Consider the following 24,484-nt stretch of genomic DNA (forward strand, 5'->3'; position numbering starts at 1 on the left):
TTTTTACTCCTTAATTGAGATAGCCCCATTCGAGCTTGACGGCGACGATACGGAGACCTGCGCTTGCAATGTCGGGAATTAGAAGGTCAATCCGTCCAGGGTTGTCACCGTTAATTACTGCGGTTGTTCCAGCCTTGATTGTGTCAAGGTCGGTGGAAAGTCCACGGGCTCCCCAATCTTCGATGAGGCCGAAAGCGCGAGCTTTAACCATGTTCGGGGTGACAGCGTAAGAAGGAGCCGCCCCGCCACCATTTGCAACCACTACGCCGCGATCAAAGGGCGATACAAGGAACGCCTGCTCGAGTGCGTAGATTTTGAATTGCAAGTTCGGGATGATGATGGTAAAGCGCCAGTCTTCCGTGTCCGCTCCGGCTGCCGTGGTAGTCCGCGTAGTGCAAAGGTCGCCGAAAGTAACGGTTCCGTCTTCCTGGTTGAAAGTGTGAGACCCACCCGCCTTTACTGCGGTGTCCCGCTCGGTGTAGGTCAGATCGTCATTGCCAGCGAGTACTCCGGGGATGGTCAGCGTTTTGACCGGTCGTCCTGGGGTCGCCTGCTGATACCTGGCAAAGGTAGCGGTTGCGGAAGCGGCAATCATATACGCCGGGGTGCTGGATCCGTGGACGGGGACGAAGGAAGTCCATTCGGAATTCCGATCATCTAGGGCGGTGATAAAGTTCGCATAAGTATCGGTGTATCCCACAATCCCGACAAAAGGCCGTTTGACACCGGGTGCTACCCGTGCGGCTCCTGCGGTTTCGAGTTCGCCGAGGGAAGTGTCATTGTTGTACGGACAGGCGATATCCGTATACCACGTGTTACCAAGGGCCGAGAGTGCGGTTGTCATTGCCGGGTCGGTCGCTCCTGCTACAACGTCGCCGATGTCGGTTACTGTCGCAGTCACGCCGCCGGGGGTCTCGTCAGTGTCAAGCCGGTTGATTTCGAGCTTGATCTGATTTCCGCTTTCGCCTTTCCAGCGGACGGTAAAGGTCACGGTGCCGGTCACATTGGCCGCGGTCACGGGAAGGTCAAGTTTTGCATTGACCGCCGCAGCGATGGCGGACCCGATATCATCGGCGCTATCACCGGCTGCAACTGCGACGGGTACACGTACGCCGCCGACATAGACGGCAAGGGTCCCGGCTTCTGCGGTCGTAACTGAAATTGCAATAGTCCCGGTGGCCGCTACCGCTCCGCCTGCGTCCGCAAGGGGAAGGGCATACACGGGAACGCCGCCGCCGTTGTCGAGAGCTGAGCCAATCATATTGGCAAGCATGGAGCCGCGCCCGTAGCGATCCCACGCATCTGATTTCGATAGGATCAACTGCGGGGTATTTACGGTCGGGGATTTCCCGGAGTTGTACTGTCCGGGTACAAGAATCTTTCGGGGGATAACGGCTGAACCGGTTCCCCTTTTGACGGCTTCCTGTTCGACGAAAACGGCCGAGGCTGCTGCCGTCGGGGAAACCAGATTAAAAGTGATAGACATACGCTATCCTCCTACGGTTCTAATAGCGCAGACCATTTGTCTGCGGTTACAGATATCGCTTCGAGGTCAGTACCGGTTCGCGCAGTCGGCGTCCATTCGGTAGTGACGGTCAATGTCAGTCGTCCGGCTGAGAGTCCTTTTTCTCCGAGGGCTTCGGGATGTAGCGCTATGATGCTTTCAAGTTCGCGCGTACCGATGGAATTAGCACCCATCGAGTAGTCAAGGTTATCCTGGGGGAAAAGAGCATTGAGAAGTTGATTACAGAGATACCGATATCGAACGCCGGCGGCCTCTGTTGCTTCGGTGTAGTCATCGCCTGATTTGTAGCCCTGCGCCTTGACCAGCATGTCAAAATGGTATGATGCTTTCATGTCGATCCGGCCGTTACTGGACTGTCTTTCCGGCCTTACGTCGCCCATGTGCATGATGACGTAAGCGATGGCTGAGCCGGTCGGTAAATCCCGAATACGGTCGGCGCAGACTACAAACTGATCAGTTGTCGGCTCTGCGGCTGAGTAGGTTTCGAGAATGGTTTTCAGGTTGTCGAAAAGTTTGTCAAAATCAGCTTTCGCCATAGGGCTCCACCTCGAAAATTACGAAACGCATCGTTCGGTCGTGGTGCGGTGACATAACGCGCCCAGAGACGGTTGCCCCGTTTGCGTCCACGAATTCGGCTGTCCAGGTTTCCGCTATGTCGCTTACGCTTTCAGCCGGTACGGTGATGGTTGTTTTTGGATCGTAAATCTTCGCTCCGGTGTCTGGGTCGCTCTGCATATCAGTACGGCGGACCCATCCCTTGACGGGATAGTTATTTCCATCCGCGTCAGTGAGTAGGACGTCGTCACCGTCTCTGGTTGTGTTGTATGCAAAGTCGGCCCGTGCCTGAGCGCTGATACTCACTTCTCAACCGTCTCCGCTTTCTTCTCTTTCTTCTCTTTAAGCAGTCCTGCGGCTTTGGCTTTTTCGTCGGGGATCTCCCCTGTGAATTTTTCCTTGCCGATGTAGACTACTTCGCCGGGCTTGAGTTTCATTTTTCAGCCTTTTTGTTTTCGCTCTTGCTTTCAGGCTTCGCAGTGGACAGGATTTTTACCTTTCCCTTCTTCTCGTAGATGGCCGCAGCCGCTTCATTCATCACAGATTCAAAACCGTTCTTCTCGAAACGGACTTTTACGCTTTTCATTCTTCACTCCTTAAAATGGGGGCCGACAATGCGGCCCCCGGTTGTTTAGGCGTTAACAGTCTTAACTGCCAGAGTCGGGATTCCGTAACCGCCATTGCCGCGATAATCAGCGGAGTAGACCCACGTCTTGGTGTGAGGTGTCTTTTCAAGGCGGGGCCGTCCTTCCTGCCGTTTCTGATAAATCAAAGGCTTCACGATTTCACGGGAGGAAAGCAGGTACCAATCGGTTGAATCGTCAGCGTCAAGGCGGGGGTCGCCGATAACGGTGAACTTATTTGCAAACGGGTTGTAAGTGTCCACGCCGCCGGTGGCTGTCGGATCTGCCGGGCTGTAGACCAGAGACTCGAAATTGAACTGAAGAGCGACGGGGCAAACAATCATGTTCCCGCGAGCGTTCAGCTTTTCGCCCTGGTCATCCGCAAATTTCGCCATAGCGACGAGGGCGGATATCAGGTCGGTTTTGAGGGCGGACAGGGTGACGCCGGTTCCGGCCAAGAGGTTGTCATTCGGTGCGGTACGGTCGGCGAAAAATGCGCTTCCGTCATAGGCAAGATCAGAATCCCCATTGATGAGGAGGTCGAACATCATCTTTTCGGGATGTACCATTATGCGCTGAGCGAGGGCTGCGGAGAACATGGACAGCGCTCCGGTCTGGTCATCATCAATGTCGTTCTCGTTAATCGGTACGCCGGTCGCCCAATCAAGGTTTTTGATTGTGTAGTCATAGGAGTTGAACTCTTTCGCATTCAGCTCCCCGACCCACTGTTTAACTGATGGCAATGCTCCAAGCCAACCAAGCTTTTCATAAGCCCCGTTAGACTGTATTTCCATAGCAGCGGCCATGATCCCGGGGTTTATGGCACGTGCCTTGTTGTACTCCAGCATGGAGCGGGTAAACCCTGGGTAAAGCCCTTTTTCAATTACAATAGGATTAAAACTCATATTATCCTCCTTCCCTTACGCTGCCGGGTTGTCGATGGCTACGGGGCACCGGAGGTCAAAGAGCAGATAGCCGCTCTTGTAATCCAGAGCCATATAGGCGAAGTACTGATTTGTTGCGGTGGCCGGAGCGTCTGCCATCGCGTCATCAGACGAATTGACGAAGAGAGCGCCAACGTCGGACTGAGCCGCGCCGCTGTGGGGTAGCCATACTTTCCCGCGCTTGACAACGCCCTTGATGGTGTTCGAGGTGCTGATTACTTTTGCGTCCACGCGGTCGCCATCGTCACACTCGCCGGTAAAAATCCCAGCTATCGCCTGAGATTCTGCGGTTGCGGCAACTGTCAGTTTTCCGCTCGAAAATGCCAGGATCGCCCCGGCATAGTAGGTGTCGGAATCGGCGAAAACGCCGGATATCTCATCCTGTGCGCCCACGAATTCGCGGGCTACTCTTGCGCTAAGTGCCATCGCTTACGCCTCCTTGCTGTACTTGCGATATTCGTCGAGGGTCATGCCTGCCAGCTTGGCGGCCTGGATGTCCTCTTCGGTCAAAGCTTCGAGCCCTTCTGCGGTCTGCAGGTCCGGGGGATTTTCGCCGCTCAGTTTTCCGTCACGGACTGCAACGATTATCTGAGTCTGGACGTCGGCGAGTGCCTTACCGTCTGCTTTGGCTTTGGCGATTACCTCGGCCAGTTTCGGATTGCCGGGATCAGCTTCAAGCTGCTCATCGAGTGCTTTCTGCCGTGCCCTTTCCTGTTCCACTCCCGCCTGGATTCCGTCGTTAAAAACGGCCTCGTAAACGGCGGAGTGTTCCTTCCTCAAAAGTTCCCTATCCATAGGAACCTCCGTATCTTCCGCCTTGTCGGCGGGGATTTGCGCCCGGCTCACGGCCGGTTTTTCTGCTTTGATTAAGGCGGCCGCCCGGTCGAGCTGCTGCCGTTCAGGTTCACTTTTAAAGATGTGTTTCATTGATTCGATTTCTGTTCTTGCCATTGCCACGGCGTCGTCTTTACTTTCTGCGCCATCGCCTGCTGGTTCGATTAAGTCGGCAAAACCGGCTTCTTTGATTTCTTCGCCGTAGAGCCATGTTTCAGCATCCATCATTGCCGAAAGCTCTTCCCGGTCTTTCCCGGTTTTCGTGGTGTAGGCTTTGAGGAGTAGCCCAGCGATGCCGTCGAGAATTTCCGCCTCTTTGCGCATATCGTTTTGATCCCCCATTGCAATTGACCATGGGTTATGAATCATCCAGACTGCGTTGTCCTCGATGGTCACGCTGTCAGCGGCAAGGGGAATATAGGTCGCCATGGATGCGGCAAGTCCGATTACACGGGCGGTTATTTTCCCGCCTGCGCGCCTGTAATCGCGGATCGCGTTATAAATTGCGAGCCCTTCATACACGGAGCCACCGGGGGAAGAAATTGTCAGGTCGATGTCGTCGCCGTTTGCCTCGTTGAGAGCGGCCCGAAAATCTGCGGCCATTACATCCCAGCCGATAACACCGTCAAGGTTTATCTGCTTCATTTTTTAAGTCCCTCCACTACGCCTACACCGAGAAGAGCTGTCCCTGCGTAAAGCAAAACTTTTCCAGCTTCGAGCGCCGTTGACGGGTCTCCGATTGCGCGGAAAATAGAAGCAATGCCGAGGCTCAAAAGAAAAAGACCGCCGGATGATACAAGGGCAGTTCCGATTATTCGCTTGCTGGACCTGTTCCCGTTGGCGTCCTGGAATATTCCATTTTTTGTTTCTGTCATTTTCCCTCCCCGTAAATAATTGCGTAGGGCTGAATGTTGAATGAGTATTCGTGCTTGCTGAGGTGCTGATTAAAACCGTTGTTATTGACGTAGAACTGCGGGTATGGATCGTTGATGATTAGCTGCTCTGTAAAATCGTCATAAGCAACAACAGCGATATAGTGGCCGGGTTTCTTTTTTGCTATCTGGACTGCTCTTCCGCTTGATACGATGTCCGCTATTTCCTGAAAATCGAAAATCCAGCGGAAAACGCACTCAACGCCGAAAACTTCCTTGACAGCTGTCGGGTAATACTGCGGGACTTCGTGCGGGGAATATTTCGTATCGTCCGGGCGTGTTTCTTTTCGCACCTCTGAGAGTACCGGCCAATTTCTTTGGTCATGGAACCAGAGGGTAAGAACATCCTCCGGTTGTGGTGACCATCCTGCTGGGGTCAGTGTGTCGATTTCTGCGCCGATGGACGCAAGGCAATTTATTGCGGTGGTAGGCCCACAGGTGACGGCTGACTCTTCGGCCTTGTAGCGTCTCAGCACTTCCTCAAGCGCGTTGTTGACTTGCGTGTAATAGCGGTACGGATCATTCCAATAGGGGGTGCCTTTAATCACTGCCGCCCCCTGGTGCCGGGTCGTCGGTCGGAGTATCGGGGGCAAGCTCCGGGTCTATCGGCTGGTTCGCCTCCCGCCTGAGTTCATTTTCTTTTTTCAGCCGTTCGATATTTTCGCGGAAAGACGATCCGTTATGTGCTTTTGCTTCCCGTTCGCCGGTCGTGTGGCCGAGGTCGATTCTTGTCTTTACCGCATTGACTTCTTTTACCGGGTCAACAACCGGGCGGCTGATTCCGTTCCATGTTCCGGCCAGCCATGCGCGACGGGCAATCGGGAGTGTCTTAAATCCAGGGGCCTTGATATTTCCGGCGTCAACCTCTTCGGAAAACCACGCCTCGAAAGCGGGGTCTAAAAATCCATAGGCAAAATCGGAACGGCGCCTGATTACGTTATTCCAGAAAAAGAGGATTTCCGCGCGGGCGGCTGAATAGCTTCCTTGGAATTTCTGCCGATAAACTGAGAGCGGCATACCAATAGCAGAGCAGATCATGTTTTCATGGATCTCAACAAAAGCGGCATAATTCGGGTTCGGGTGCTGAGGCTGGTACGCCTTCATGCTTTGACCCTTTCCTAGATTCTGCTGGATCAGAGCGCGTTTACCGATGCGGACTTCCCTGGGGCCGTCCTCCATGCCGTTGACGTTTGCCGAAAGGTCAGTACTCCCGGTAGGTTTTATCGGGATTTTCTTTTCCCCGCCTATTGCCGTTTCAATCGACATAAGCCAGAGGGCCGACGCTATGGAATTCTCAATTTCCGTGATTGACATTTCTGTCAGCCGGTCGAGTTCGTAGACCATGGCTGAAAGTTCTGGAAAGCCTCTGAACTGTTCCGGGGTCTCCTGGTTGGCGTCGTAAATTACAAAACGGCGGCCAGAACGAGGGCCGAACATGGGAACGCGCTTAGGTGCTTCTGACCAATTTGACAGGTCATCACGTACATAGATTGCAACCATGTGCCCGGTCGAGTCGTATTCTATGCCTTCTTTGACAGTTGACTTCCGGGCCTTGATCGCTTCGAGTGTCGGGTTATCATAGGGCTGTTGTATTTGATCGTTATTCAGGATTTGCAGAGACAGTGGGTTCATTCTGGACGGCGAGTTCATGTAACGGCATATTGCGAAAGTCTCGCCTTCTTTGACCCGGAGCGCGTAGGTCGATGTCTGCAATTGCTGGAAGGTCAGCATCCCTTTTATGTCAGACTCTTTTGATTCGCTGTATAACTGCCAGCGCTTCTCGACGTCCTCTGTCCACTGGTAGCGCTCTTCATCTGACCAGCCGGAAACACCTGGAATCAGGTTCCATATCGGCGTACACTCACGGGTCAGGCCGGTATTTATTACGTTGTCAACCAACCTGCGGACAATTCCACGGGCAATCAGGGAATCAGCATAGACGCCCCGGGCGTTTTCGCGTTGGCGGCTGTAATCGGTATATCCTGCCTCGTTGTAATGGATGTGTCCGTATTTTGCTTTGCCGGAATTGAACGTCCTGCCGTTGTTGTAGTCCGAATCGTGGACGCGCTGATAAACTACTTTAGGCCGTAGAAAATCAAAAAATCCCATCAGCGTGTCACCTCGATGGAGACGATCCCGGCGGTGTTTTCGTAATCAAGATCGTTGAGGCGTTCGGCGAGATGGTCGCGGTAGGTTTTCAGATTCGGGAGGCTTTCCCGCGTAACCTGGACGTCTCCCATGCCGTCATTCAGGCGGTAGGTTTTACCACCCGATATGACAGCATTAATGGCGCTGTCTACTGATTTGATCTGCTCTATTAGTTCGTCGCGAGTATATAACTCCACGTAATGATGTTATCATGTCATTACATTTAAGACGCCAAAAACGCTACATACGGCGTATTCGTTTTGTAAATAATCCTACATTTAGTGTTTGATTTTTTTCTAAGACACTATAGCCGAGTCTATGCGGTCAATTGCCCGGTCCATAATCTTGCGGATATCGGTAAACTCATCATGCAATTTCCGCAAAGTCCTTACCTGGGAAATCGTCAGTTCCGCCATTTCGTAAGTAGTCCAGCGGTATCCACACTCAACACATTGACGCCGCCGACGCGTTTCGCCAGGAGAGAGCCTTGTCTCAACAACGGTTGATTTCCCGCCGCATTTTATACAGTTCATAGAATTATCACCCCTCTAAATAATCCCAGAATTCATGCCATGAGAGGACCGTGTCCTCTTCAAGATTTCCGTTTTCTTTTAACACTGCCTCGACGTATTCCCGGTATGCGTAGACCATTGCCAGCGCGTATTTGCGGCAGTCAAGCTGCTCATTTTTCCCGGTCTGGACCCATTTCAATTTTGCAACACCGCTTTTATCGCGTTCCATGACCCGCTGTTCATTAGTCAACTGGATAAAATGCTGACGCGGATAATCTGACGGAAAATGGCAATATCCGCGCGGTGTGTTTCCGCTTTCAAACTCGCCTTTTGCGATAAATGAATAAATCTCCTGTTTTAGCAGGTTGTCATTGACGTCAATACGAAAATGTTTATGCCCTATGCACTCGGTAGGCTGGATATATTTCCGATCCTTGTTCAAATAGGTCTGCCCCATGACAGGATGGACGCCAGATTCAAACGTATCGCAGAACGAATACACGGTCTCGGTATTGTACCCTGAGTCAACTCCTGAAAGTGTCGGCTGCATTCCGGCGTATTTCGTGGTAATGATTGACCGCAATGCTGACCAGCACGGAGACTCAAGATCGCCGGTATCGCCGGGAATAACCTCATACCGGATTGACCAGCTTTCAAAATCGCGGCCCCATGCGACAACTTCACATTCTATGCGGGAATTCTCGCCACCCTGGACGTCTGCGCCAACGGTGATAATCAGCGGTTTCGCGTCTTCTGGAAGTGTGCCGGAAACGTATGTCTTATTGCGGGATAGTAGCGCCTCAATTTTCGGGCGTCCTCCGTAATCCTCGAAAGGTTCGCCAAGAAAAGTATTTACCCAGTTTTGCATTTTTAGTTTGGGCTTACCTTCGTGCTTTATTTGCAAGAATTCCACAACGGCATTTTCCCACGAGCGGAAACCGACCGGGGAAAGTAATCCAGGGATGTGGTAACTCCTCATACTTGGACGCCGTGGTTCCGCAGTTGGTCGCCATTCGCCGCGTGGAAGAAACCAGTCTTTATCCGCGTTCTCCCATTCCCCGCCGCATTTTTCGCATACGTAGCGGACAGATGATTCTATTATCTGACCGTCATCGTTGTAGGTAGCAATCAGGCGGTCATCTTCGTCATGTTCAAATTTTAATCCTCCAGGAGTGTCCTTTTCGCCCCATCGTAAAAACTGCATATGCCCGCAGTGCTTACACGGTACAAAGTATTTCCTCTGATCGCCTTCTTTGTAAAGTGAATAGATTTTTGAGTTGTGCTTAAATAGTGGAGTGCTTCCCCATAAGATTTTGTAACTCTCGGAAAAAGCATCAACGCGCCGACGTATTAAATAAATTGGATCGCCTTCTTTTCCAGTGGAATCAGGGAAAGCGTCAACCTCGTCAACGTTTATTTTTTTAAAACTCATTGATCGAAGTTTTGCGCCTGAGTTCGGACCAGCTGCAACCAGGAACCCGCCGGGAAATTCTTTCCGAGTTTTTATGTCTCCGGTTTTCCGCTGCCCTTCGCGTTTTGACTGTGCGCCGATCTTGTGACCAATACCGGAATTATTTATCATTGAGTCAATGCGGAGTTCCATTTGTGTATCGGCAAGTCCAGCGTCCCCGGTTACGTAAAGCATCGGGGCCGGGGCGATGTCGATTGTGTAGCCTATAAAGTTTTCAATCGCGCCAACGGTGAACATTATCTGTGTACCCTTTAAGACTGCCACCTCATGAATCGGAGAGCTTTCCGAAAGGCTGTCAACTATCTCGCGCATATACGGGTTTACGTCGAAACTGTAAGGACCTGGATACGGCGTCAAACCTTCTGACAGCGTTCTATTTTCTTCGGCCCATTCTGAAATTAAAACTCGTTCTATTTTGCGCGGAGTTCTTTCTAAAAGCTTAATAAGCCATTCAAGAGATTCGACGCGTTTTTGTTTTGTGAATAATTCGTCTTGAATTATTTCAGTCATCTAAATTAACCTTGATTATTTTTCGCGCTTCCTCTTGTGCATTTTTTACCGTTTTGTCAATTGCTTTTTCAACTTCCTTTTCGATGCGATCACGGAGAATTGTATCGCCTCGGCCTACACGATTTCCAATTTGAAGAAAATTATTTTTAATTCCTGAAATAAAAGAGCCGAAAGTTAAAGCCACATCATGACGGAGAATTAAATGCTTGTCTTCCCGCGCTGCTTCCCTATCTTGTTTTTTTATTTGATTTTCTCTGTATAAAATATCTACTTTTATTTTTTCCTTTTCGAGTTCTTCGCGGTCTGATTCATCCAGGTCAGACGAGGCTGATCTTTTGAGTTGCAGAATTGCCTTTTCAATTAACGGCTCTGTAACCCAATCCCAGACTTCCGGTTCAAGAAGGTCATATTTGCCGTCCTCGGTCTTACGCAAATTAGCCCTACTTACCGTAGACGGGGCACATCCTCTTAGCTCTGCAATCTGTGACCTGCTGAGTAGTATCATATGCGTGCGTGCGCCCCCTTGACGATTCGGCACTGTGGTAAAATCTTCCGGGGTGTGGGGAAAGACCCATCACCGGGTACCCCCCGTCTCACAGTACCTTTTAATTGTGTGCCTGCGTGTACGTACACGTTTGCCCGTGGTGCGATCTTTAACCCATAGGTGGTGTCAATCTTCATCCATGGCCCTTTCTGTGGCGTGTGGGGGTTTTTCACTATGATTGCGGATTGCTTCGGCTCTCTCTTTCCAATCCTGGAACCGTTTGTATATGTTTTCTGACCCATCCTCTGAATCAATCTCTACCCAGAACTCTACCCCATCAGATTCATAGATATCAAAGAACTCATCAATCAATTCAATGATCTCCTCCCGCTCTTCTTGTCTGGCGATAGCAACGGCACTATCAATTTTGAGTTGCATGATCCCGCTTTTCATAACGGCACCACCTGCGCCTGTTCCTCTTTGTCCATTAGTTCCTCCTGATAATTTTAGTGGCGACATAGTACGCTAAAAAATATTCAGCTACAAAAAAAGCATATCTTTGTATCGAAAGGCTCTGAGATTCCCACACCGCAATTGACAAAGTGTTCATAATGAGTAAAGCCATGCAAATACGTGCCATTATTTATTCCTCCTGATATTTTTCTTTTTTCCAAGGCCCTCAAATATCGCCTTGATTTTCTGCATATTTTCCTCGATTTCTTCCTCCGTAAATTCCCGCTCTTCAATCTGCAAAACCGGGCTTTCAAGTTCCCTCCATTTTTGCTCAGGAATCGCCTTGAACGCCTTTTCAAGTTCCGCTACTCCCGGAGGCATCCTCAAAGACGGACTATGAACCATCACAACCTCAGCGAAAATAAGCGGCAGGCATTTCTCGCTTTTTTTGTTCAACCACATTGAGACGTATTTTTTTTGCGTTGGGGTGTAGTTACCGAAATACCCTTGCGCCTCGTTAATAAATTGTTCGGTTGTCAAAATATTATCTCCTCTGGATCGTACTCCTCTGCCGCTTCTGCTGCCTGGTACTGGTCAGCTAATGCCGTTACAACCTCCGGCCAGAACTGCACAATGCGCGAAGGTATCACCGGCGTTCCCCGGATCCTCTTATCGTTCCCGGTCTGCCGCATTTCAAGGAATTGAGAAAATACAGCCTTGGCAAGATCGCCCTCGTTGGTGTACGGCGTCTCCTTGTACAAGGCCCGGGTTTTCTTTGCGAGCTGATTTACCTGAGACCGCTCCTTGCCGTAGTTGGACCATGAGGTATGAGGCTGCACCCTGGTGATCATTTCTTGCCACATTTGGGCTAAATCGTCTTTCATCGGGGCGATGTCTTTGGATTGTTTAGAATCGGATTGTACCGCAGGTAGAGACTCCGCAGGAGGCTCCGGCTGTGCCGTCTCCACTTCTCCTATACTCTCTATACTCTCCTCTACTCTACTCTGTTCGGGGGTTCGCGTCATATTTCCGACATATTGCCGACATATTGCAGCGGTTTCATATTCTTCCGGTATTTCTTGGTGATTCTGGCAATCCTGGGAAAATGCTGTCATATTACCGGAAATTGCCGTCAATATGCCGTCAGTTTCAGCAATTACATTCTCTCTGCTGGGTAATTTTACCTTTCTCCGGCGATACAGCTCGGATAATTCTTGGACAAAATCCTCAGAATAGATTACATTTCTTTCTTCCCAGAGATCCTTGTCCAGCTTCCCAGATCTGACCATGTCGCCGATCATTACGCGGATTTCATTCTCAGTGAGGCCACAATATTCGTTGAATCTGTCCTTGTCGAAGTCTTCAACATAGGGGTAATAGTGCCCCGGCGATTGTGCAAGCCAGCGTAAAATCTGAGTAAAAAAACCGATGCCAGCAAGCCCGTATTTCTTTTGGAGGATAAAAAGCGTTCTACCATCTCGGACAAAAAACGGGAAGTATTCAACGGTGTCCTTAATCTTGTTTGCCATTCTACCCTTCCAGTAATTTCGTTTCGCACATTTCAATAAACTTGTCGCTTACGTGTTCATACATATCAGTGCCGTCATGGTTTTTTATTTCCAGGTCTTCAACATAAGGGTCAATTTCCCTGGTGCCGTTCGGTACGTCTGGGTCGCCTTCCCAATCGCCTGAAATAATCACGCCGGAAATATCAAATCCGTAAAAATAGGCGCTTACTCTTTCGCGTGCTGGTCTCTTCATTTAATCTCCAACTTCTCGCCGCAGAATAGACAGTCCCCGGGGAAATCTTCGCTGAGGTGATCGTTCCACTCGTTGCAGTGTGGACAATAGAGCGGATGGAAGTCTTTAACGATCTTCATAAAATGCCGTCCAAATCCTTCGCAGTTTTTCCGGGATAACGCCTCTTTATTTTTCATGCGGATTTCCTGCCAGTGGTCCGTTATTTTTTCAAACGGCTTCGGGATCAACTCAGCTACGTCGCCTTCGTGTGTTGCCATCATTTCCCCCACAAATTGTACTTGTCTTTAATTCTCAACATTGCCATGCTTTCGGCAACGTCGCGCTTTTTATCTCCGTCATATTCCATGATCGCTGCGCGTTCTTCCGTCTCTTCTGCGTGTTGCGGATACGTGCCTAAGAATTTACGGAATGCTACATTTAGAACCTTTGACACCCGCCGCCTACCTTGTATTTCTGCTTTTCCTCGTCGCTGAGTTTTAGAAATCCGGCAATGTCATTGAGAAACTTTTCACCCCGGCGTTTGTATAATTCGCCGTCTTTTCTGATCGGCCATGGACCACCATAGCCGTATTCAAACGTCCAGCCGTTAAACTCGTAAATCGTTGCGAAACACATAAACCCGCTCATGTGATAACCTCATAAATAGACTTGTGCTTATTCACATTGCGGATTATTCGCCCGGTCTTTTTGCGGTAGTCTCTGACGTAGCGCAAATAGGTGTCGGGATAATGTGTTTCATTCAGCATCCATTTGACCTTGAGATACAGGTCAAACCCGGTAAACCGTTCCCCTGGTTTGTAGGCGTCAAGGATTTGAAACGTTGCGGCTTTTGCGTTCATGAATAATCCCCCTGATTTTCTGGCTGATTGCAAAGATCGTCATGAGCGTGAAAGTTGAAATTGCAAGGCCCATGAAGAAGATTACAAAAATGTCAACTAAAACGCGTGCCGTCTGGTCAAGTAGTTCAATCATTTTTCACGCTCCTTTAGCATGGCATCGGCCATTGCGTAGCAAATTGCTGGAGTGGCCTTTTCTAATTCCTCATGCGTACCTTTTGCGGTCGCGTAACTCGTCATAAGGCCAGACAAAGCATGGGCGGCAAAATAATCGCGCAGGGTCATGCCATCACTTCCCTTGTCTCCTGGTGTCGGGAACGCCGGTCCGCCTGTTTCTTTACTCATAAATTACCCCCGGATTTTTCAAAAACTCGTAGTGAAGATGACCAACCTTACCGGCCGTCATTCCAGTATTTCCCATAATTCCAATGGTCTCACCCGCTGACACTTTCCACCCCTCGTGGACGTAGGTAACGTCTAAATGCGCATACCTGCTTATTCCGTCGTCATGTAGGATCTCAATATAGCCGCCGTAAACTGGATGGCCTGCATAATACCCATCAGGCGGTGGATAATGCGTTACGACAACACCTGATTTGACGGCGACTATTTCGGCACCATTCGGCGCTGAGTAGTCAGTACCGTAGTGGATAGCCGGCTTACCCGTGAAAGGCGATTCGCGAATTCCGAATTCACTTGTCAGCCAGTGTTTGCCTTTTATCGGGAATGTTGGTTTTTGCGCATTCTCTGGATGTATCATTTTTGATACATTGCTGACCTGCGCCATCGTCCCGGCTTCCGCTCCGCCCTGGGCCTGTTCCTTCGGGGCAGTCCATATTGCAAGTGACAGCGCCGCATTCAGGGCAAGGCTGATTATGAGACTTGGTAAAATCAATTTTTTCATTCTGTAACTCCTCGATATTTTCAAGGCACCTGATAACCATGGCGCCAGTCTGGATGAGTTCGTATTTCACTTTTTCGATATTATCCCCGTGGTAAACCGTGTTAAGCGCTGCCCGTATTGATTCCCCGGATTCTTCATTCATTACGCTTACCATGTGGATTAAATCTTCCGGGAAATACGGATGCTTATTTTTTGCGTTGTATAATTCGTGTTCGATTAAGCGGTAGTATTGGTGGTGGCTCATTTGTAAATATTCTCCTGTATTTCCTTAACCTGGAACAATTCCGCCTGTGCTATGTGGCGCTTGTAGCGGTCCTCCTGTGCTTGCCAGTAGTCCTGGTCAAGTTCGCATCCCTCGAAATCGAAGCCGAGATCATGGCAGGCGATGCGGATTGAGCCGCTTCCTACGTGGGAATCGAATATTGTCTGTCCTGGTTTTGCGTAGTTTTTCAAGATCCACTTATAGAGGGCTACGGGCTTTTGGGTGGGGTGGATGCGTTTTTCTTTTTGTGGCCGCATTCTAAAAAAACGTGCGCTTTGATTAAATGATGTCCATGCATATTCCCCATCGGCAAAGCTTATACCTTGAGGTTGTTTTTTGTCCCAAATTAAAAAACATCTTGTTGGTTGTAAATTGTAATAATTACCGCCCCAAATTATTTGATTTTCACTTACCCTAAAAAGTTCATTGAAATATCTTTGGTCCGGTAAAAATAAATCCCATTTTTTACCAGCGCCACCATAATGCCCAAGCCTCCCTGAGCTGTTTATGTCTATCCCATACGGCGGATCAACAATCGCCAATTCATAGGCGTTATTGGGTAAGTCCTTCATGAACTCCATGCAGTCGCACAGGTGGACGATGTTTTTCATGCGTTCACCCGCCTTCTATTTTTCCGTTCACAAAAAAGCGACGGCTGTGAAAAGGTCAAAATCTGTTCATTACATGCTTTGCAGAATTCTTTTTTTATCTCGAAACCGTACGCTCTCCGGTTCAGATTTTTAGCGGCCAATAAAGTTGTCCCGCTGCCAGCCACCGGGTCAATGACAACTTCGTCCTCGTCGGTAAATAATTCAATCAGCCTTTCAAGAAGCTGTACGCTCTTCTGCGTCGGGTGTACTTTTGGCGTCTCGTTGTCCCTCGGGTACTCCATGCAGTTGAAAACCATGTTTCCATGATTGTTAAATTTCGGGAGTTTATCCCGGTAGAAAATCAACGCATATTCTGAATTACCCACAACGCGCATATTGGCTTTTAAAACCTGGGGGCTGTATTTCTTGTAAAAAACCATGTTGATGTATTTTGGAAAGCCGTGTTTTTTGGCAAGCTCGATCAGCCCGAATTGCTGCTCAAAGGAACAGAAAATAATCATGGCTCCTGCTTTGCCTTTTTCTTTTGGTTCTGGCTTGAGAAGTTTTCCGCAGAAATGGAAATACTCCGCTATCTTGAAATTCTTGTCAGTATCGAAAAACTGCTTCCCCGCAAGTTTTGATTCACCGTTTGCGTTATCCCCTCCCTCATACCACATTGGATTTGACGCATAGGCATTATTCCCGAGATTGTACGGGATATCCGCAATTATTAACTGAGCCTTTGGAATCCCGTATAATTTATAGTTAGAAAAATGGTCGTTAAATAATTGTATTCTTTCCATGTCCCCTCAATGCGCCCCGGAAAACCGGGGCTTTACCAACCTGGCCTATTAAATGCGCTGACGGATATCTTTCCGGCAGATAACCTTAACGCCTTCTCCGAGAGCTTCTTGCGCTCGGTCTTTCATCGAACGTACCGCCGCGCCGATTGCTTTTGTGTCGGGGATGAGATATGCGGGGTTAATTTTTGCCTTATCGACAATCTCAAATTCCCATACGTCAACCGTGTAAGTGCCTTTTGCAAGTTCAGGCTCCGGCGGCTTAACGTACGTGATAGGCTTATCAAGGATTTCCTCTTCTCCTGTTTCGACTGCCTCGGCAAGTCTCCGCTCTTCTTCTTCGCGCCTTCGCCTTGCCTCTTCTTCTCTTCGCTGTCTTTCCTGCTCGGTAAGGTATGCGGATATCTGGCTTTTTACCGTTCTTTCAGCTTTTCCGAGTGGTACAGTAAAATGCTCAATTTTCTGGACAACAGCTTTCCGCTCTGCTTCGGCGGCCTTCTTCTTTTCCTGCGCCTCTTTGAGTTCGTCGGAGAAATGATCCTCTACGAATTTTGAGGTCTGCTTACAGGTGGTCAAAAACAGATTTGCTTTTTCGAGCGATTCCTGGTCAATGATTTTTATCGTCTGCTGTTCAGCGAGAACAGTTTCAAGCGTTTTTTGTAGATCTTTTTCTGCCATTATCTTTCTTCTCCTTCAAGTTCGAAATCCCCGTCAATCGTGTCAATGTTCAGGTCTGGGTCTTCGGGGTTGATTGTGTGAGTGCGGTTGTCTGCGCTTGTAGCTTTCGCAATTTCAACTGATTTCGGGGCATACCGGAGCAGGTCGATCATGACAGTCTTACATGCCATCTGGTCAAAATTGGTTTGCCAGGGGCCGGAGGAAAAAGACTTGCTGTACTGTTTTGCGTGGGCTTCGACCTTTTCACGTGACCAGACACGGAAATCAAAACCGCCGTTTGTCAGGTGGTAGACCGCATAATAATGCGTAATCTTTCCGCTCGGCTTTTCGGCCGGCACGTGCACAAGGTCTGGATTAAGCCCGTAGGAATACCGGAATTCGTCTGCTTCATCGACCGGGTGAGCGGTGAGCTGCCGGTACTGCCCTGAGCGGTGTGCAAGGTCAACGATGCCCTTGTACCCCATCTGGAACTGTGCCTGCATCCCGTTTTTGCTGTTGTACGGGATTATGTAGCACTGTCCGAGCGGGGTATTCGGTTCAAGGCCGAGCTGTGAAGCCTGTATAATTGACCCCATGAGGGAAACCGCTTCCGCCTGTCCCAGCTTCGGATTATTCCGAATCGCGGTCAACGCCATACGTGCCATACGGTCGGGGGTTACGTGTTTAGGAAGTGCCCTTTCAATCTGGGGCTTGAGCTTTTCGATCATTGCGCCGATAGTGTCAGCGGGCTTATGTGCCTTCGCAGGTGCTTTGCCTTCGGTCGGGGCTGTTGCCGCAGCTCCGGCCTCTTTTGTTCCGTCTGTTCTCAAAACCTTCTCCTATTCCTTTACCTTCACGGACAGCCGTCCGCTTTCTGACGTGGTGACATACGGGTCAATCATGCCCGGATGATCCTTTTCAAACTGTTCCTTATTGAAAGATGAGCGGTTAAACCGCGACCATGTGATTTTATATTTCCCGGTTTCGCCGTATTTTGATCTCTTGAGTTCCATGATGATTTTCTGATTGATGCGCTTCCGCTCTTCGGTAAGGTCGTCTATCTGGATTTTAAGTTGTAAATAGCGGTCAATTTCTCCCTGCATATCGGACAGGTCAATTGTTTCATCACCCTGTGGATCGCCGTACTGCATGAGGGCGTCTGTCTCAGCGTCAAGACCCATCGGCAGTGGAAAATAGAGCGGGTCGTTCTTCTGTATCGCTTCCCAGATTTCCCGCTCACGCTCTGCGAGATCTGCGATGTACCCTTCGTTCCGCGGTACTATACGGAGGAGGCGAGTATTCCCGATAAGACCGAAAACCCACCATTCATTTAAACCGGTTCCAGCCATGTAATGCTGTACCTGATCATAGTAGGTATCCGGGAGACTATCGCCGTCTTTCCCGCCCCATTCTTTCAGGCGGTAGGAGGATCCCGTCTTGATCTCAAGGCCGACGGTGTCGCCCGGTATGTTCAAGAATCCGTCAGGGTTGATAATCATCCATAAGTACTTGATGCTCCGGTAGGTATGCGTCGGGTCAATGACGTCAACATTAACCAGGAGTTTTTCCCGGATGTAAGGCCCTACAATTTCACGGCGTATAATCGGTTCAAGGATATTTCCGACCGCGACCGGCTCTTCTTCGCTTATGTCTTCCGGGACGTATCGCCCCGTCTTCTCAAGGCAGACAGTAAGCGGGGAGCCGTATTTGCTATGCCCCATGATTGCCCCGGCGTCACTTCCGCCGATTCCAGTCTTACGGAGTGATAGCCATTCTTCCTCGGTTATATCGCTGTATGCTGCGATTGGTTCGCAGTCTGTGAGGTGTATCATCTGACCTTCACCGCCTTAACCGCTCCTTGGTCTATTATGACCGGGCGTTTTGCCGCCATGATGCTTTTGTACTGGTAACGTGTCGGCGCTCTGTTTCCAAACATCCTGTCGAGGTTAGCCCGAATGAAGAACGGGTCTCTCCATTTGTTCTGCTTCGGGGTCGCCTTCGTTTTATCCCGTGGCGATCCTGAACTTGTTTTGCTTACGTACTTGCTCATTTTTCCCCCTTTATAAAAACACCGGTCCTGCAATGCGGGCAGATTGCCATTCTGCCGCCGCCGTATTGGTCGTAAAACTGATGGAACTTTGCGCCAGATGCTTCCAGCCGGTCTTGCCGGTGGCGTCGAAAAATCAGGCAAATAATTTTTTTGATAATTTTCACCGTTCCCCCTTAAAGTGCCCCGGCAACCTCTTTAAAGCCGGGGCGTACGAATTAGCTTTTCTACAATATGGCTACTTCTTCACCTGCGCCCCTCTTTGTCGTAATCCTAAGACAACGAAAAAAAAGTTATTCACCCCGATCAACTCACGGGTGTTGACCATCGCGTACAGCTAAATGGTCTATACCGGCTCCGGGAATTGAACCCGGAAAGGGCCGCCCTGCGTTTGCAGTCTCATAGGTCCCGCCGGCGATGGGGACAGGTAGCCTTCGCATCTACCTTCTGGGGTGCGTTCACACAAAGGGAGGTAAGTTCCCGCTTCCCCGCTCCTGTGGCGAAGTTAAACCAACTCGCTGGAATCCCCACACGTTTTTTACATCGCTGTTTCATGTTTCGATAAACCTTACCTGATCGCCGTAAAGCTCTAAAAATCTATGCCGCTTGAGGGTGTATTCTTTTGTCCGCATACCCTTCACGTCTTCGACGGTTCTCACGCCGTTTTGCCAGTACTCAAAATCTGCAACGTAAAACCGGGCCCGTAGCGTTTTCCCGTTCCATTTGACGGTCTTGGAAATCTCGTATCTCGGCTGCAACTTAAGCCCCTGGATTTCCCCTGCTCTTTCCAGCATCTTGAGTTCCGCATACCGGGCGGCCTCTTTTTTGCTGTCGAAGGTGATCCCGTCGATTGTTGTTTTCCGGTTGCGGTATTTGTTCTTCAATTTCTCTCCTTGCCTACCGAGCCCTGCCATATCATCCCTCATCAGGTGCAGTCAGCGGGTCGTCCTCATCCCGGAAAGCCGGGTCACAGACATATTGATTGGAATCGCTTATGGAAAGCACTGCCTCATCTAAGAGCGTTCCATACGGTATTCCATGCAGTTTTGCTATCCTCCGTATCAGGTGAGCCTTTACCCATTCGCCGCCTACGGTTAGACGGAAGGTTTCTTTCAATGCGCCGGAAAGGTCGGGCTCTGCTTTTGCTTTCTTTGACACTTTTAGCCTCCTTGTGCCGTACAGCTCGCTACTTGATAGATCGCTCACGGATTGCCGCCTCAGTTTCTTTCAGGTCGTAAAGGATGCGGGAAAACGGATTGTCTGATGCCCGGTAGCCTTTGATGATCCCGGCTTTGCGCCAGCGGTTTACTGTTTTGACATTGACGCTAAAGTGCCGGGCTATCTCGGTGCCGGTTCTCCAGGTTGTTGTTTTCTGGTCGCGGATGATGTCTTGCATTAACCCGACAAGGCTACGAAGCTCCGAGACTTCCCGGGCGCCAGATTCAATCCGGCTGACGGTGTGCCCGATTGCCTCGGTGATCTCTTCCATCTTCTCAACGGCCTTCTGGTTGATTTCCGTCAACGCCTCAAGCTGGCCCATCATGCGGTCAGACATGCCAGCTCCTTTGCCGCTTTGCGCTGCCAATAGATGGCGCTTCTCATGTTGCCGGACTGGAAAAAGAACAATGACAATCTTATGGCCCTGCTGTAACGTTGCATGTTCATCTCAACACCTCCTCGAATACCGGCTGTCCGTTGATGGCCAGGAACCGCTCGAAGGTTCCCGCCGGTGAAAAGCCGGTAATTTGCCGGACCTGATCATCGGTTCGGTATTGACGCATTAAAGTTGTCCATTGAAAGATTCCGGCCAGCTCGTGAATCGGCCGGGGGTTCGGTAGGATTGTCATGCTATATACCTCTCTTTCCAAAGGCGACGGATAAAATCGAGACCCTTCTGATAAACGACTGTTTTTATATTGATTGACGTTGAACCGTCGTTCTTTGTGTACTTCTGTTCAATGGTGCGGAAGTAGCCACGATCAATGAAGCTTTGATAAGGCTGGTTGTTCTGCTGTAATACGTTGTTGTCTCTGAGGAAGTTGAACAGTGTATTCCTGCCGACACCGAGGTGCAAAACCTTTGCGGCTGTCGCCATGTCCACTGCATCGGTTGAATCGGTTACTTGATCAAAAAACTCTATTTTTGGTTTTGCTCTGTCAAGTTGGGCCTGCAGTTCTTCTATCTCTTCATTAAGTAGGTTTATGGCCTGACGGACAATAAGACGCTTTTCAAGGGCGGTCTTTGGTAAGACCTCCAGAGTACTCTTGAGGTTATGATGCCCCTCTATTCTTTTCTTGACCGCAGTTACTTGCGTTTCGTTCAGGTATGTGGTCTTTCCAACATTAAAAATATCAGGAAACATATACTTGGCATTTGCTCGTACTGTTTCCGGTGCAACGCCAAGCACCATCGCTACTTCCTTGACCGTCATGCTCCCTCTGGATGCTACATCCTTCATTCCAATACCTCCAATTTCTTAATATTAATCTAAGTATTTTATGATTTGATTGCTTCCCACTCTTCTACACGTTTCATTGCTTCCACTCGCAGGAATGGTCCAGCCTTTCTCCCGGTTGCCCTTATGAATGCGTTAAATCGTTCTTTTTCTTCAGTGGTGAAGGGAACAGACGCCTTGTATCTTCCGTCTGGTTTCCGTTTGGATTCTTTCATATCATCAGAATATATCCTCTTGGATACCTTGTCAAGAAAAAAAGTATCCATTTGGGGTATATTTTCCGATATAAAGGCTATGGACTTTCTTGATCGCGTAAAAATAGAAGTACGCAAACAAAAAATTACTCAAGAGTGGTTGGCAGAGAAGGCAGGTATAAGCTATTCAACCTTCAAGGGATGGAAGTCAAAAGGTAGAGTCCCCAACGTGTATCAAGCTGTTGATATCGCCAAGATTCTTGGTACCTCTGTTGAATATTTAGTGACTGGATCTTCTGGTGGTAAGTCTGATCAGAGAATAAAGATCGAACGATTTATTGATCTTCTCTCTGATAGTGAGATAGAGCGGGCTCAAATAATTCTTGAGGCTTCGTTCCCGAACAAAAAAGTAGGGTGGTCGGAAGGGTCGGCAATGTGATTAAGGTATTGTTTTAATAAATGGAGGTATGTATGAGGAAAATTATATTTGTTGTGTTTATATCTTTTACACTTTTGGGCTGCGTAAGAGATCCTATGGATACCGTTCTTAATAAAGATAATTACACGGAAGTAGTAGAGAATATAAGAAAAAATGCTGACAAGAAGACTTGGGATGCGGTAAATGGTCTAATACAGCTAAATGCTTTCTCAAACGCTTTCAGCGGGATTTCAACAGAATACGGATCGCTCCCAAAAGAATGGGAAGGTAAGTCTTTTAATGATATCCTAAAAATTATTAAAGAAAGATTGGATGAAAAAAAGAAGATCAATGAGATTGTTAACAACTCAATAAGAATAAATGGCGTAGAGGTTTGGGGGGATATAAAAAACCCGTACAACTGGTCTATTGATATATCATTTCACAATATATCAGATATAAGAATATCTAAATTTTATGGAACTTTAACACTAATAGACAACAACGGGAAAGAACATTCAAGCAAATCGATCGTATATGAGGCACATGGCGGGGCTCTTAATCCAGGAGAAACGCAAGAAGATACTTATGATTTCGTTGAAACAGGGGATACTGATATTGTCGAGATACTTATGACTGGTAAGATCAAACTTACAATAATGCTAACGTGCCATGAATTGATAGACGTTAACGGTAAGTCATACATATACAGCGATATAAATATCTAATGCAGAGATATCCAGGGCGCTGGGATAAAAAAAGCCCCCGGGTTTCGGGGGCCTTTTTGTCACTTCTGCTTCCGTGGCCTTCCGCCCTTCTTGCCGTTCTCGCGGGAGGATGCCGCTTTCTTTTCTGTTTTCGCCGATCCGCCCTTCCTACCTATCTCCTGCGCCTGTGTGCCGTATATCGGGCCGTAATAGTCACGGTCAATAACGGTGTACACGTTGCCGCCGTGGAGCGCTATCGAGTACTGGCGGCCGTCGTTGTCGATCTTGTCGATAACTTCCGCTTCCCGCTCTATCAGTTTTCCGCCCTTGGTCTTGATTCTTATTTCCATTTTTATCTCCTTAAAATGGTTTAATCTCTTCATACAGTTTCACGAGCTCTGCATGCTCGGCTTCATAGGATTCCCGCCTGGGGTCGCTATCATTCATCCCGTTAAGCAGGCGTACCAGCTTATCTCTTCTGCTGCTAACCTTGCTCCAAAGAGGCTCCCTTCCGGTCTCATCATAGTCATAAGGGTTAAACCCTTCGCCGTTTTCGCAGAAAAGTTCGTTCCATTTCTCTTTGTTCATCTCAATCCCCCTTACCTTATATGCATAGTATATACCTAACCGCTTAGGTTGTCAAGAGAAAAGATAAGTTTTTTCACTTTTTTTTGAAAGTTTTTCCCAGGCAAAGTATCAGATATGACGTCAAAATCCGCTCACAAACTTTTTCATACATTTTAACGAATTATTTTTACACCATATATAGTGGCATGTCCCCTTATGTCCCCTTATGTACCCATATTGGTAGCGTGAAGGTAGGTTCGACTCCCGCCACCTCCAGAAAACCCGCCTTCCGGCGGGTTTTTTTATTCCTGCAGCACCCGGATAATCATGGTACCGGGCACATTCCTGCGTGTAAGCCGCCAGGCAGTCAGAATTTCTCCTGTAAACAATAACCGTACGCCCCAGCCAAGCGATCTTGCTCCGAAAGCTCCATCACGGGGGAGATCGGTAATCGGATTTCTATTATCGGTTCCCGTGGATTATTTTGCGGTATATGCATATTCAATATATACTGTACAGGAATCGGTATCCGCAGGAATCAGCGAGGCGGAATCGAAGAGAAGGAAATACATATAATGCGGTTATATGGATAACGAAAAAAGTTCCAGATTTACCAGGCTGAAGGGTTTCCTCCTGGCAGAATTACTGCGATTACTGCGCAGAAGCTGGCGGATCTCAATAATCAATAAAGAAGTACTGGACAATCTATACAAGGAGAATACGCCTTTTCTTCTATTTTTCTGGCACGGTAATTATGCTCCCGTTTTCCCGATCCTTGAGGGGTATAAAGCCGCGGTTATCAGCAGCAGATCAGAACGCGGCAGTGTAATTGCAGAGGTGTGCCTGAACTTCGGATATCAAAGCGCGCTGCTCTCGGACAGGCCGAGCCGGGAAGCCTTTGATCAGATGCGGAGGATCTTATCCGACAGCAGGGCTGCGGGAACAGCCGCAGACGGTCCGTTGGGCCCCCGGCATCAGGTAAAAGCAGGGCTGATTTATCTGGCTGCCCACCTCAATCTCAGGCTGCTGCCCGTGGCCGTAGCCTGCAGCAGTAAAATTGTCCTTAAAAAGCGCTGGGATAAACTGGAAATCCCTCTCCCCTGTGCACGAATCGCCCTGGTTTTCGGCGAAGCCTTCGAAATACCCTCAGGCGGCGGAAAGGAACGGATTCGTCAAACCGCCGCCCATACAGGAGAAACACTCCAGCTGCTGGAAGCACAGGCGGAAGAAATCGTCTCTTCCGGATACCGGAGGAATCGCAAACCGGCTGGATAGCTTGTAAGGCAAAAGGCAGC

The 24,484-nt window shown here is 49.0% G+C and carries 42 protein-coding genes; 3 read left to right on the forward strand and 39 right to left on the reverse strand.

Going from position 1 to position 24,484, the window contains the following annotated elements; genetic code table 11:
- Positions 1-10: 10 nt before the first annotated feature.
- The 37 genes from B4O97_RS03485 to B4O97_RS03630 all read right to left on the reverse strand — a co-directional run bounded on the left by B4O97_RS03485 (position 11) and on the right by B4O97_RS03630 (position 21,306).
- Entirely contained in the window at positions 11-1,486 is a 1,476-nt protein-coding gene (locus B4O97_RS03485; RefSeq protein ID WP_083048367.1) for a phage tail sheath subtilisin-like domain-containing protein, read from the reverse strand.
- An 11-nt stretch (positions 1,487-1,497) separates the two neighbouring features.
- The gene (locus B4O97_RS03490) at positions 1,498-2,061 is read right to left on the reverse strand and encodes a hypothetical protein (RefSeq protein ID WP_083048369.1); all 564 of its coding nucleotides are present in this window, start codon (positions 2,059-2,061) and stop codon (positions 1,498-1,500) included.
- Entirely contained in the window at positions 2,048-2,386 is a 339-nt protein-coding gene (locus B4O97_RS03495) for a hypothetical protein (protein WP_083048371.1), read from the reverse strand. The genes B4O97_RS03490 and B4O97_RS03495 overlap by 14 nt, the downstream gene beginning before the upstream one ends.
- Complete coding sequence (locus tag B4O97_RS19735; protein ID WP_269844540.1) at positions 2,383-2,517, reverse strand: hypothetical protein; 135 nt, start codon at positions 2,515-2,517, stop codon at positions 2,383-2,385. Before B4O97_RS19735 ends, B4O97_RS03495 begins: the two co-directional genes overlap by 4 nt.
- Entirely contained in the window at positions 2,514-2,666 is a 153-nt protein-coding gene (locus B4O97_RS19435) for a hypothetical protein (protein ID WP_158084134.1), read from the reverse strand. The genes B4O97_RS19735 and B4O97_RS19435 overlap by 4 nt, the downstream gene beginning before the upstream one ends.
- Before the next feature lie 45 nt (positions 2,667-2,711).
- The gene (locus B4O97_RS03500) at positions 2,712-3,608 is read right to left on the reverse strand and encodes a Mu-like prophage major head subunit gpT family protein (RefSeq protein WP_083048373.1); all 897 of its coding nucleotides are present in this window, start codon (positions 3,606-3,608) and stop codon (positions 2,712-2,714) included.
- A gap of 15 nt (positions 3,609-3,623) precedes the next feature.
- Positions 3,624-4,073: a hypothetical protein gene (locus B4O97_RS03505; RefSeq protein ID WP_083048375.1), complete on the reverse strand. Its 450-nt coding sequence runs from the start codon at positions 4,071-4,073 to the stop codon at positions 3,624-3,626.
- Positions 4,074-4,076: 3 nt separating this feature from the next.
- The gene (locus tag B4O97_RS03510; RefSeq protein WP_083048377.1) at positions 4,077-5,126 is read right to left on the reverse strand and encodes a head maturation protease, ClpP-related; all 1,050 of its coding nucleotides are present in this window, start codon (positions 5,124-5,126) and stop codon (positions 4,077-4,079) included.
- A complete protein-coding gene (locus tag B4O97_RS03515; protein ID WP_083048379.1) occupies positions 5,123-5,356 on the reverse strand; it encodes a hypothetical protein in 234 nt (77 codons plus the stop codon). Before B4O97_RS03515 ends, B4O97_RS03510 begins: the two co-directional genes overlap by 4 nt.
- Positions 5,353-5,961 (reverse strand): C39 family peptidase, encoded by a 609-nt coding sequence (locus B4O97_RS03520; RefSeq protein ID WP_158084135.1) that lies wholly within the window; start codon positions 5,959-5,961, stop codon positions 5,353-5,355. Before B4O97_RS03520 ends, B4O97_RS03515 begins: the two co-directional genes overlap by 4 nt.
- Positions 5,954-7,522 carry a phage portal protein gene (locus tag B4O97_RS03525; RefSeq protein WP_083048382.1) on the reverse strand — a complete coding sequence of 523 codons (1,569 nt, stop codon included), beginning with the start codon at positions 7,520-7,522 and terminating at the stop codon, positions 5,954-5,956. Before B4O97_RS03525 ends, B4O97_RS03520 begins: the two co-directional genes overlap by 8 nt.
- Positions 7,522-7,758: a hypothetical protein gene (locus B4O97_RS19290; RefSeq protein WP_143305510.1), complete on the reverse strand. Its 237-nt coding sequence runs from the start codon at positions 7,756-7,758 to the stop codon at positions 7,522-7,524. The genes B4O97_RS03525 and B4O97_RS19290 overlap by 1 nt, the downstream gene beginning before the upstream one ends.
- A 99-nt stretch (positions 7,759-7,857) precedes the next feature.
- On the reverse strand, positions 7,858-8,094 hold the full coding sequence (locus tag B4O97_RS19795; protein ID WP_408606620.1) for an NrdR family transcriptional regulator: 237 nt from the start codon (positions 8,092-8,094) through the stop codon (positions 7,858-7,860).
- A 7-nt stretch (positions 8,095-8,101) separates the two neighbouring features.
- Entirely contained in the window at positions 8,102-10,054 is a 1,953-nt protein-coding gene (locus B4O97_RS03530; protein ID WP_083048383.1) for a terminase gpA endonuclease subunit, read from the reverse strand.
- Entirely contained in the window at positions 10,047-10,487 is a 441-nt protein-coding gene (locus B4O97_RS03535) for a hypothetical protein (protein ID WP_143305512.1), read from the reverse strand. Before B4O97_RS03535 ends, B4O97_RS03530 begins: the two co-directional genes overlap by 8 nt.
- A 237-nt stretch (positions 10,488-10,724) precedes the next feature.
- The gene (locus tag B4O97_RS03540) at positions 10,725-10,991 is read right to left on the reverse strand and encodes a hypothetical protein (protein WP_083048387.1); all 267 of its coding nucleotides are present in this window, start codon (positions 10,989-10,991) and stop codon (positions 10,725-10,727) included.
- A gap of 186 nt (positions 10,992-11,177) precedes the next feature.
- Entirely contained in the window at positions 11,178-11,531 is a 354-nt protein-coding gene (locus B4O97_RS03545; protein WP_083048389.1) for a hypothetical protein, read from the reverse strand.
- A complete protein-coding gene (locus B4O97_RS03550; RefSeq protein ID WP_083048391.1) occupies positions 11,528-12,520 on the reverse strand; it encodes a DUF4373 domain-containing protein in 993 nt (330 codons plus the stop codon). Before B4O97_RS03550 ends, B4O97_RS03545 begins: the two co-directional genes overlap by 4 nt.
- Before the next feature lies 1 nt (position 12,521).
- Positions 12,522-12,752 carry a hypothetical protein gene (locus tag B4O97_RS03555; protein ID WP_083048393.1) on the reverse strand — a complete coding sequence of 77 codons (231 nt, stop codon included), beginning with the start codon at positions 12,750-12,752 and terminating at the stop codon, positions 12,522-12,524.
- A complete protein-coding gene (locus tag B4O97_RS03560; protein WP_083048395.1) occupies positions 12,749-13,009 on the reverse strand; it encodes a hypothetical protein in 261 nt (86 codons plus the stop codon). The genes B4O97_RS03555 and B4O97_RS03560 overlap by 4 nt, the downstream gene beginning before the upstream one ends.
- Before the next feature lie 160 nt (positions 13,010-13,169).
- Positions 13,170-13,379, reverse strand: coding sequence for a hypothetical protein (locus B4O97_RS03565; RefSeq protein ID WP_143305514.1), 210 nt, complete (start codon positions 13,377-13,379; stop codon positions 13,170-13,172).
- A complete protein-coding gene (locus B4O97_RS19295; RefSeq protein WP_143305516.1) occupies positions 13,376-13,591 on the reverse strand; it encodes a hypothetical protein in 216 nt (71 codons plus the stop codon). Before B4O97_RS19295 ends, B4O97_RS03565 begins: the two co-directional genes overlap by 4 nt.
- A complete protein-coding gene (locus tag B4O97_RS19440; RefSeq protein ID WP_158084136.1) occupies positions 13,557-13,724 on the reverse strand; it encodes a hypothetical protein in 168 nt (55 codons plus the stop codon). The genes B4O97_RS19295 and B4O97_RS19440 overlap by 35 nt, the downstream gene beginning before the upstream one ends.
- Complete coding sequence (locus tag B4O97_RS03570) at positions 13,721-13,933, reverse strand: hypothetical protein (protein ID WP_083048398.1); 213 nt, start codon at positions 13,931-13,933, stop codon at positions 13,721-13,723. The genes B4O97_RS19440 and B4O97_RS03570 overlap by 4 nt, the downstream gene beginning before the upstream one ends.
- Positions 13,926-14,492 (reverse strand): M23 family metallopeptidase, encoded by a 567-nt coding sequence (locus tag B4O97_RS03575; protein ID WP_083048402.1) that lies wholly within the window; start codon positions 14,490-14,492, stop codon positions 13,926-13,928. Before B4O97_RS03575 ends, B4O97_RS03570 begins: the two co-directional genes overlap by 8 nt.
- Positions 14,493-14,732: 240 nt before the next feature.
- Positions 14,733-15,365, reverse strand: coding sequence for a DNA methyltransferase (locus B4O97_RS03580; protein WP_083048405.1), 633 nt, complete (start codon positions 15,363-15,365; stop codon positions 14,733-14,735).
- Complete coding sequence (locus B4O97_RS03585) at positions 15,362-16,147, reverse strand: DNA-methyltransferase (RefSeq protein WP_096348835.1); 786 nt, start codon at positions 16,145-16,147, stop codon at positions 15,362-15,364. Before B4O97_RS03585 ends, B4O97_RS03580 begins: the two co-directional genes overlap by 4 nt.
- A gap of 48 nt (positions 16,148-16,195) precedes the next feature.
- Positions 16,196-16,822 carry a hypothetical protein gene (locus B4O97_RS03590; protein WP_083048407.1) on the reverse strand — a complete coding sequence of 209 codons (627 nt, stop codon included), beginning with the start codon at positions 16,820-16,822 and terminating at the stop codon, positions 16,196-16,198.
- The gene (locus B4O97_RS03595; RefSeq protein ID WP_083048409.1) at positions 16,822-17,631 is read right to left on the reverse strand and encodes a recombinase RecT; all 810 of its coding nucleotides are present in this window, start codon (positions 17,629-17,631) and stop codon (positions 16,822-16,824) included. The genes B4O97_RS03590 and B4O97_RS03595 overlap by 1 nt, the downstream gene beginning before the upstream one ends.
- Positions 17,632-17,640: 9 nt before the next feature.
- On the reverse strand, positions 17,641-18,633 hold the full coding sequence (locus B4O97_RS03600; RefSeq protein ID WP_083048411.1) for a YqaJ viral recombinase family nuclease: 993 nt from the start codon (positions 18,631-18,633) through the stop codon (positions 17,641-17,643).
- Positions 18,630-18,851, reverse strand: a complete 222-nt coding sequence (locus B4O97_RS03605; protein ID WP_083048413.1) for a hypothetical protein — start codon at positions 18,849-18,851, stop codon at positions 18,630-18,632. The genes B4O97_RS03600 and B4O97_RS03605 overlap by 4 nt, the downstream gene beginning before the upstream one ends.
- A gap of 548 nt (positions 18,852-19,399) precedes the next feature.
- Positions 19,400-19,762, reverse strand: a complete 363-nt coding sequence (locus B4O97_RS03610) for a DUF1064 domain-containing protein (protein WP_083048414.1) — start codon at positions 19,760-19,762, stop codon at positions 19,400-19,402.
- A gap of 1 nt (position 19,763) precedes the next feature.
- Positions 19,764-20,054: a hypothetical protein gene (locus tag B4O97_RS03615; RefSeq protein WP_143305518.1), complete on the reverse strand. Its 291-nt coding sequence runs from the start codon at positions 20,052-20,054 to the stop codon at positions 19,764-19,766.
- Positions 20,035-20,403 carry a hypothetical protein gene (locus tag B4O97_RS03620; protein ID WP_143305520.1) on the reverse strand — a complete coding sequence of 123 codons (369 nt, stop codon included), beginning with the start codon at positions 20,401-20,403 and terminating at the stop codon, positions 20,035-20,037. The genes B4O97_RS03615 and B4O97_RS03620 overlap by 20 nt, the downstream gene beginning before the upstream one ends.
- Positions 20,388-20,513 carry a hypothetical protein gene (locus B4O97_RS19740; RefSeq protein WP_269844541.1) on the reverse strand — a complete coding sequence of 42 codons (126 nt, stop codon included), beginning with the start codon at positions 20,511-20,513 and terminating at the stop codon, positions 20,388-20,390. The genes B4O97_RS03620 and B4O97_RS19740 overlap by 16 nt, the downstream gene beginning before the upstream one ends.
- Complete coding sequence (locus tag B4O97_RS03625) at positions 20,510-20,695, reverse strand: hypothetical protein (RefSeq protein WP_083048420.1); 186 nt, start codon at positions 20,693-20,695, stop codon at positions 20,510-20,512. The genes B4O97_RS19740 and B4O97_RS03625 overlap by 4 nt, the downstream gene beginning before the upstream one ends.
- Entirely contained in the window at positions 20,692-21,306 is a 615-nt protein-coding gene (locus tag B4O97_RS03630) for a phage antirepressor KilAC domain-containing protein (RefSeq protein ID WP_083048422.1), read from the reverse strand. The genes B4O97_RS03625 and B4O97_RS03630 overlap by 4 nt, the downstream gene beginning before the upstream one ends.
- 123 nt (positions 21,307-21,429) lie before the next feature.
- Here B4O97_RS03630 and B4O97_RS03635 point away from each other — a divergent pair, with 123 nt between their 5' ends.
- Together B4O97_RS03635 and B4O97_RS03640 are read left to right on the forward strand one after the other, a co-directional pair.
- Positions 21,430-21,936: a helix-turn-helix domain-containing protein gene (locus B4O97_RS03635; RefSeq protein ID WP_233142891.1), complete on the forward strand. Its 507-nt coding sequence runs from the start codon at positions 21,430-21,432 to the stop codon at positions 21,934-21,936.
- A gap of 32 nt (positions 21,937-21,968) precedes the next feature.
- On the forward strand, positions 21,969-22,643 hold the full coding sequence (locus B4O97_RS03640; protein ID WP_083048424.1) for a hypothetical protein: 675 nt from the start codon (positions 21,969-21,971) through the stop codon (positions 22,641-22,643).
- 59 nt (positions 22,644-22,702) lie between these two features.
- Here B4O97_RS03640 and B4O97_RS03645 read toward each other — a convergent pair whose 3' ends face one another.
- Together B4O97_RS03645 and B4O97_RS03650 are read right to left on the reverse strand one after the other, a co-directional pair.
- The gene (locus B4O97_RS03645) at positions 22,703-22,972 is read right to left on the reverse strand and encodes a hypothetical protein (RefSeq protein WP_083048426.1); all 270 of its coding nucleotides are present in this window, start codon (positions 22,970-22,972) and stop codon (positions 22,703-22,705) included.
- Positions 22,973-22,982: 10 nt separating this feature from the next.
- A complete protein-coding gene (locus tag B4O97_RS03650) occupies positions 22,983-23,210 on the reverse strand; it encodes a hypothetical protein (RefSeq protein ID WP_083048428.1) in 228 nt (75 codons plus the stop codon).
- Between the two features lie 564 nt (positions 23,211-23,774).
- Between B4O97_RS03650 and B4O97_RS03655 the strand changes: the two genes are divergently transcribed.
- Entirely contained in the window at positions 23,775-24,464 is a 690-nt protein-coding gene (locus B4O97_RS03655) for a lysophospholipid acyltransferase family protein (protein WP_083048430.1), read from the forward strand.
- Positions 24,465-24,484: the final 20 nt, after the last annotated feature.

Source organism: Marispirochaeta aestuarii, assembly GCF_002087085.1.
Lineage (GTDB): Bacteria > Spirochaetota > Spirochaetia > JC444 > Marispirochaetaceae > Marispirochaeta > Marispirochaeta aestuarii.

What these genes read in the sequence shown, in the direction of transcription:
- B4O97_RS03485 (WP_083048367.1), bottom strand. Translation starts at nt 1,486, where the DNA reads ATGTCTATCACTTTTAATCTGGTTTCCCCGACGGCAGCAGCCTCGGCC.
- B4O97_RS03490 (WP_083048369.1), bottom strand. Translation starts at nt 2,061, where the DNA reads ATGGCGAAAGCTGATTTTGACAAACTTTTCGACAACCTGAAAACCATT.
- B4O97_RS19735 (WP_269844540.1), bottom strand. Translation starts at nt 2,517, where the DNA reads ATGAAACTCAAGCCCGGCGAAGTAGTCTACATCGGCAAGGAAAAATTC.
- B4O97_RS19435 (WP_158084134.1), bottom strand. Translation starts at nt 2,666, where the DNA reads ATGAAAAGCGTAAAAGTCCGTTTCGAGAAGAACGGTTTTGAATCTGTG.
- B4O97_RS03500 (WP_083048373.1), bottom strand. Translation starts at nt 3,608, where the DNA reads ATGAGTTTTAATCCTATTGTAATTGAAAAAGGGCTTTACCCAGGGTTT.
- B4O97_RS03505 (WP_083048375.1), bottom strand. Translation starts at nt 4,073, where the DNA reads ATGGCACTTAGCGCAAGAGTAGCCCGCGAATTCGTGGGCGCACAGGAT.
- B4O97_RS03510 (WP_083048377.1), bottom strand. Translation starts at nt 5,126, where the DNA reads ATGAAGCAGATAAACCTTGACGGTGTTATCGGCTGGGATGTAATGGCC.
- B4O97_RS03515 (WP_083048379.1), bottom strand. Translation starts at nt 5,356, where the DNA reads ATGACAGAAACAAAAAATGGAATATTCCAGGACGCCAACGGGAACAGG.
- B4O97_RS03525 (WP_083048382.1), bottom strand. Translation starts at nt 7,522, where the DNA reads ATGGGATTTTTTGATTTTCTACGGCCTAAAGTAGTTTATCAGCGCGTC.
- B4O97_RS19795 (WP_408606620.1), bottom strand. Translation starts at nt 8,094, where the DNA reads ATGAACTGTATAAAATGCGGCGGGAAATCAACCGTTGTTGAGACAAGG.
- B4O97_RS03530 (WP_083048383.1), bottom strand. Translation starts at nt 10,054, where the DNA reads ATGACTGAAATAATTCAAGACGAATTATTCACAAAACAAAAACGCGTC.
- B4O97_RS03540 (WP_083048387.1), bottom strand. Translation starts at nt 10,991, where the DNA reads ATGAAAAGCGGGATCATGCAACTCAAAATTGATAGTGCCGTTGCTATC.
- B4O97_RS03550 (WP_083048391.1), bottom strand. Translation starts at nt 12,520, where the DNA reads ATGGCAAACAAGATTAAGGACACCGTTGAATACTTCCCGTTTTTTGTC.
- B4O97_RS03555 (WP_083048393.1), bottom strand. Translation starts at nt 12,752, where the DNA reads ATGAAGAGACCAGCACGCGAAAGAGTAAGCGCCTATTTTTACGGATTT.
- B4O97_RS03560 (WP_083048395.1), bottom strand. Translation starts at nt 13,009, where the DNA reads ATGGCAACACACGAAGGCGACGTAGCTGAGTTGATCCCGAAGCCGTTT.
- B4O97_RS03565 (WP_143305514.1), bottom strand. Translation starts at nt 13,379, where the DNA reads ATGAGCGGGTTTATGTGTTTCGCAACGATTTACGAGTTTAACGGCTGG.
- B4O97_RS19295 (WP_143305516.1), bottom strand. Translation starts at nt 13,591, where the DNA reads ATGAACGCAAAAGCCGCAACGTTTCAAATCCTTGACGCCTACAAACCA.
- B4O97_RS19440 (WP_158084136.1), bottom strand. Translation starts at nt 13,724, where the DNA reads ATGATTGAACTACTTGACCAGACGGCACGCGTTTTAGTTGACATTTTT.
- B4O97_RS03570 (WP_083048398.1), bottom strand. Translation starts at nt 13,933, where the DNA reads ATGAGTAAAGAAACAGGCGGACCGGCGTTCCCGACACCAGGAGACAAG.
- B4O97_RS03575 (WP_083048402.1), bottom strand. Translation starts at nt 14,492, where the DNA reads ATGAAAAAATTGATTTTACCAAGTCTCATAATCAGCCTTGCCCTGAAT.
- B4O97_RS03580 (WP_083048405.1), bottom strand. Translation starts at nt 15,365, where the DNA reads ATGAAAAACATCGTCCACCTGTGCGACTGCATGGAGTTCATGAAGGAC.
- B4O97_RS03585 (WP_096348835.1), bottom strand. Translation starts at nt 16,147, where the DNA reads ATGGAAAGAATACAATTATTTAACGACCATTTTTCTAACTATAAATTA.
- B4O97_RS03590 (WP_083048407.1), bottom strand. Translation starts at nt 16,822, where the DNA reads ATGGCAGAAAAAGATCTACAAAAAACGCTTGAAACTGTTCTCGCTGAA.
- B4O97_RS03600 (WP_083048411.1), bottom strand. Translation starts at nt 18,633, where the DNA reads ATGATACACCTCACAGACTGCGAACCAATCGCAGCATACAGCGATATA.
- B4O97_RS03605 (WP_083048413.1), bottom strand. Translation starts at nt 18,851, where the DNA reads ATGAGCAAGTACGTAAGCAAAACAAGTTCAGGATCGCCACGGGATAAA.
- B4O97_RS03610 (WP_083048414.1), bottom strand. Translation starts at nt 19,762, where the DNA reads ATGGCAGGGCTCGGTAGGCAAGGAGAGAAATTGAAGAACAAATACCGC.
- B4O97_RS03620 (WP_143305520.1), bottom strand. Translation starts at nt 20,403, where the DNA reads ATGTCTGACCGCATGATGGGCCAGCTTGAGGCGTTGACGGAAATCAAC.
- B4O97_RS19740 (WP_269844541.1), bottom strand. Translation starts at nt 20,513, where the DNA reads ATGAACATGCAACGTTACAGCAGGGCCATAAGATTGTCATTGTTCTTT.
- B4O97_RS03625 (WP_083048420.1), bottom strand. Translation starts at nt 20,695, where the DNA reads ATGACAATCCTACCGAACCCCCGGCCGATTCACGAGCTGGCCGGAATC.
- B4O97_RS03630 (WP_083048422.1), bottom strand. Translation starts at nt 21,306, where the DNA reads ATGAAGGATGTAGCATCCAGAGGGAGCATGACGGTCAAGGAAGTAGCG.
- B4O97_RS03635 (WP_233142891.1), top strand. Translation starts at nt 21,430, where the DNA reads ATGAATGCGTTAAATCGTTCTTTTTCTTCAGTGGTGAAGGGAACAGAC.
- B4O97_RS03640 (WP_083048424.1), top strand. Translation starts at nt 21,969, where the DNA reads ATGAGGAAAATTATATTTGTTGTGTTTATATCTTTTACACTTTTGGGC.
- B4O97_RS03645 (WP_083048426.1), bottom strand. Translation starts at nt 22,972, where the DNA reads ATGGAAATAAGAATCAAGACCAAGGGCGGAAAACTGATAGAGCGGGAA.
- B4O97_RS03650 (WP_083048428.1), bottom strand. Translation starts at nt 23,210, where the DNA reads ATGAACAAAGAGAAATGGAACGAACTTTTCTGCGAAAACGGCGAAGGG.
- B4O97_RS03655 (WP_083048430.1), top strand. Translation starts at nt 23,775, where the DNA reads ATGGATAACGAAAAAAGTTCCAGATTTACCAGGCTGAAGGGTTTCCTC.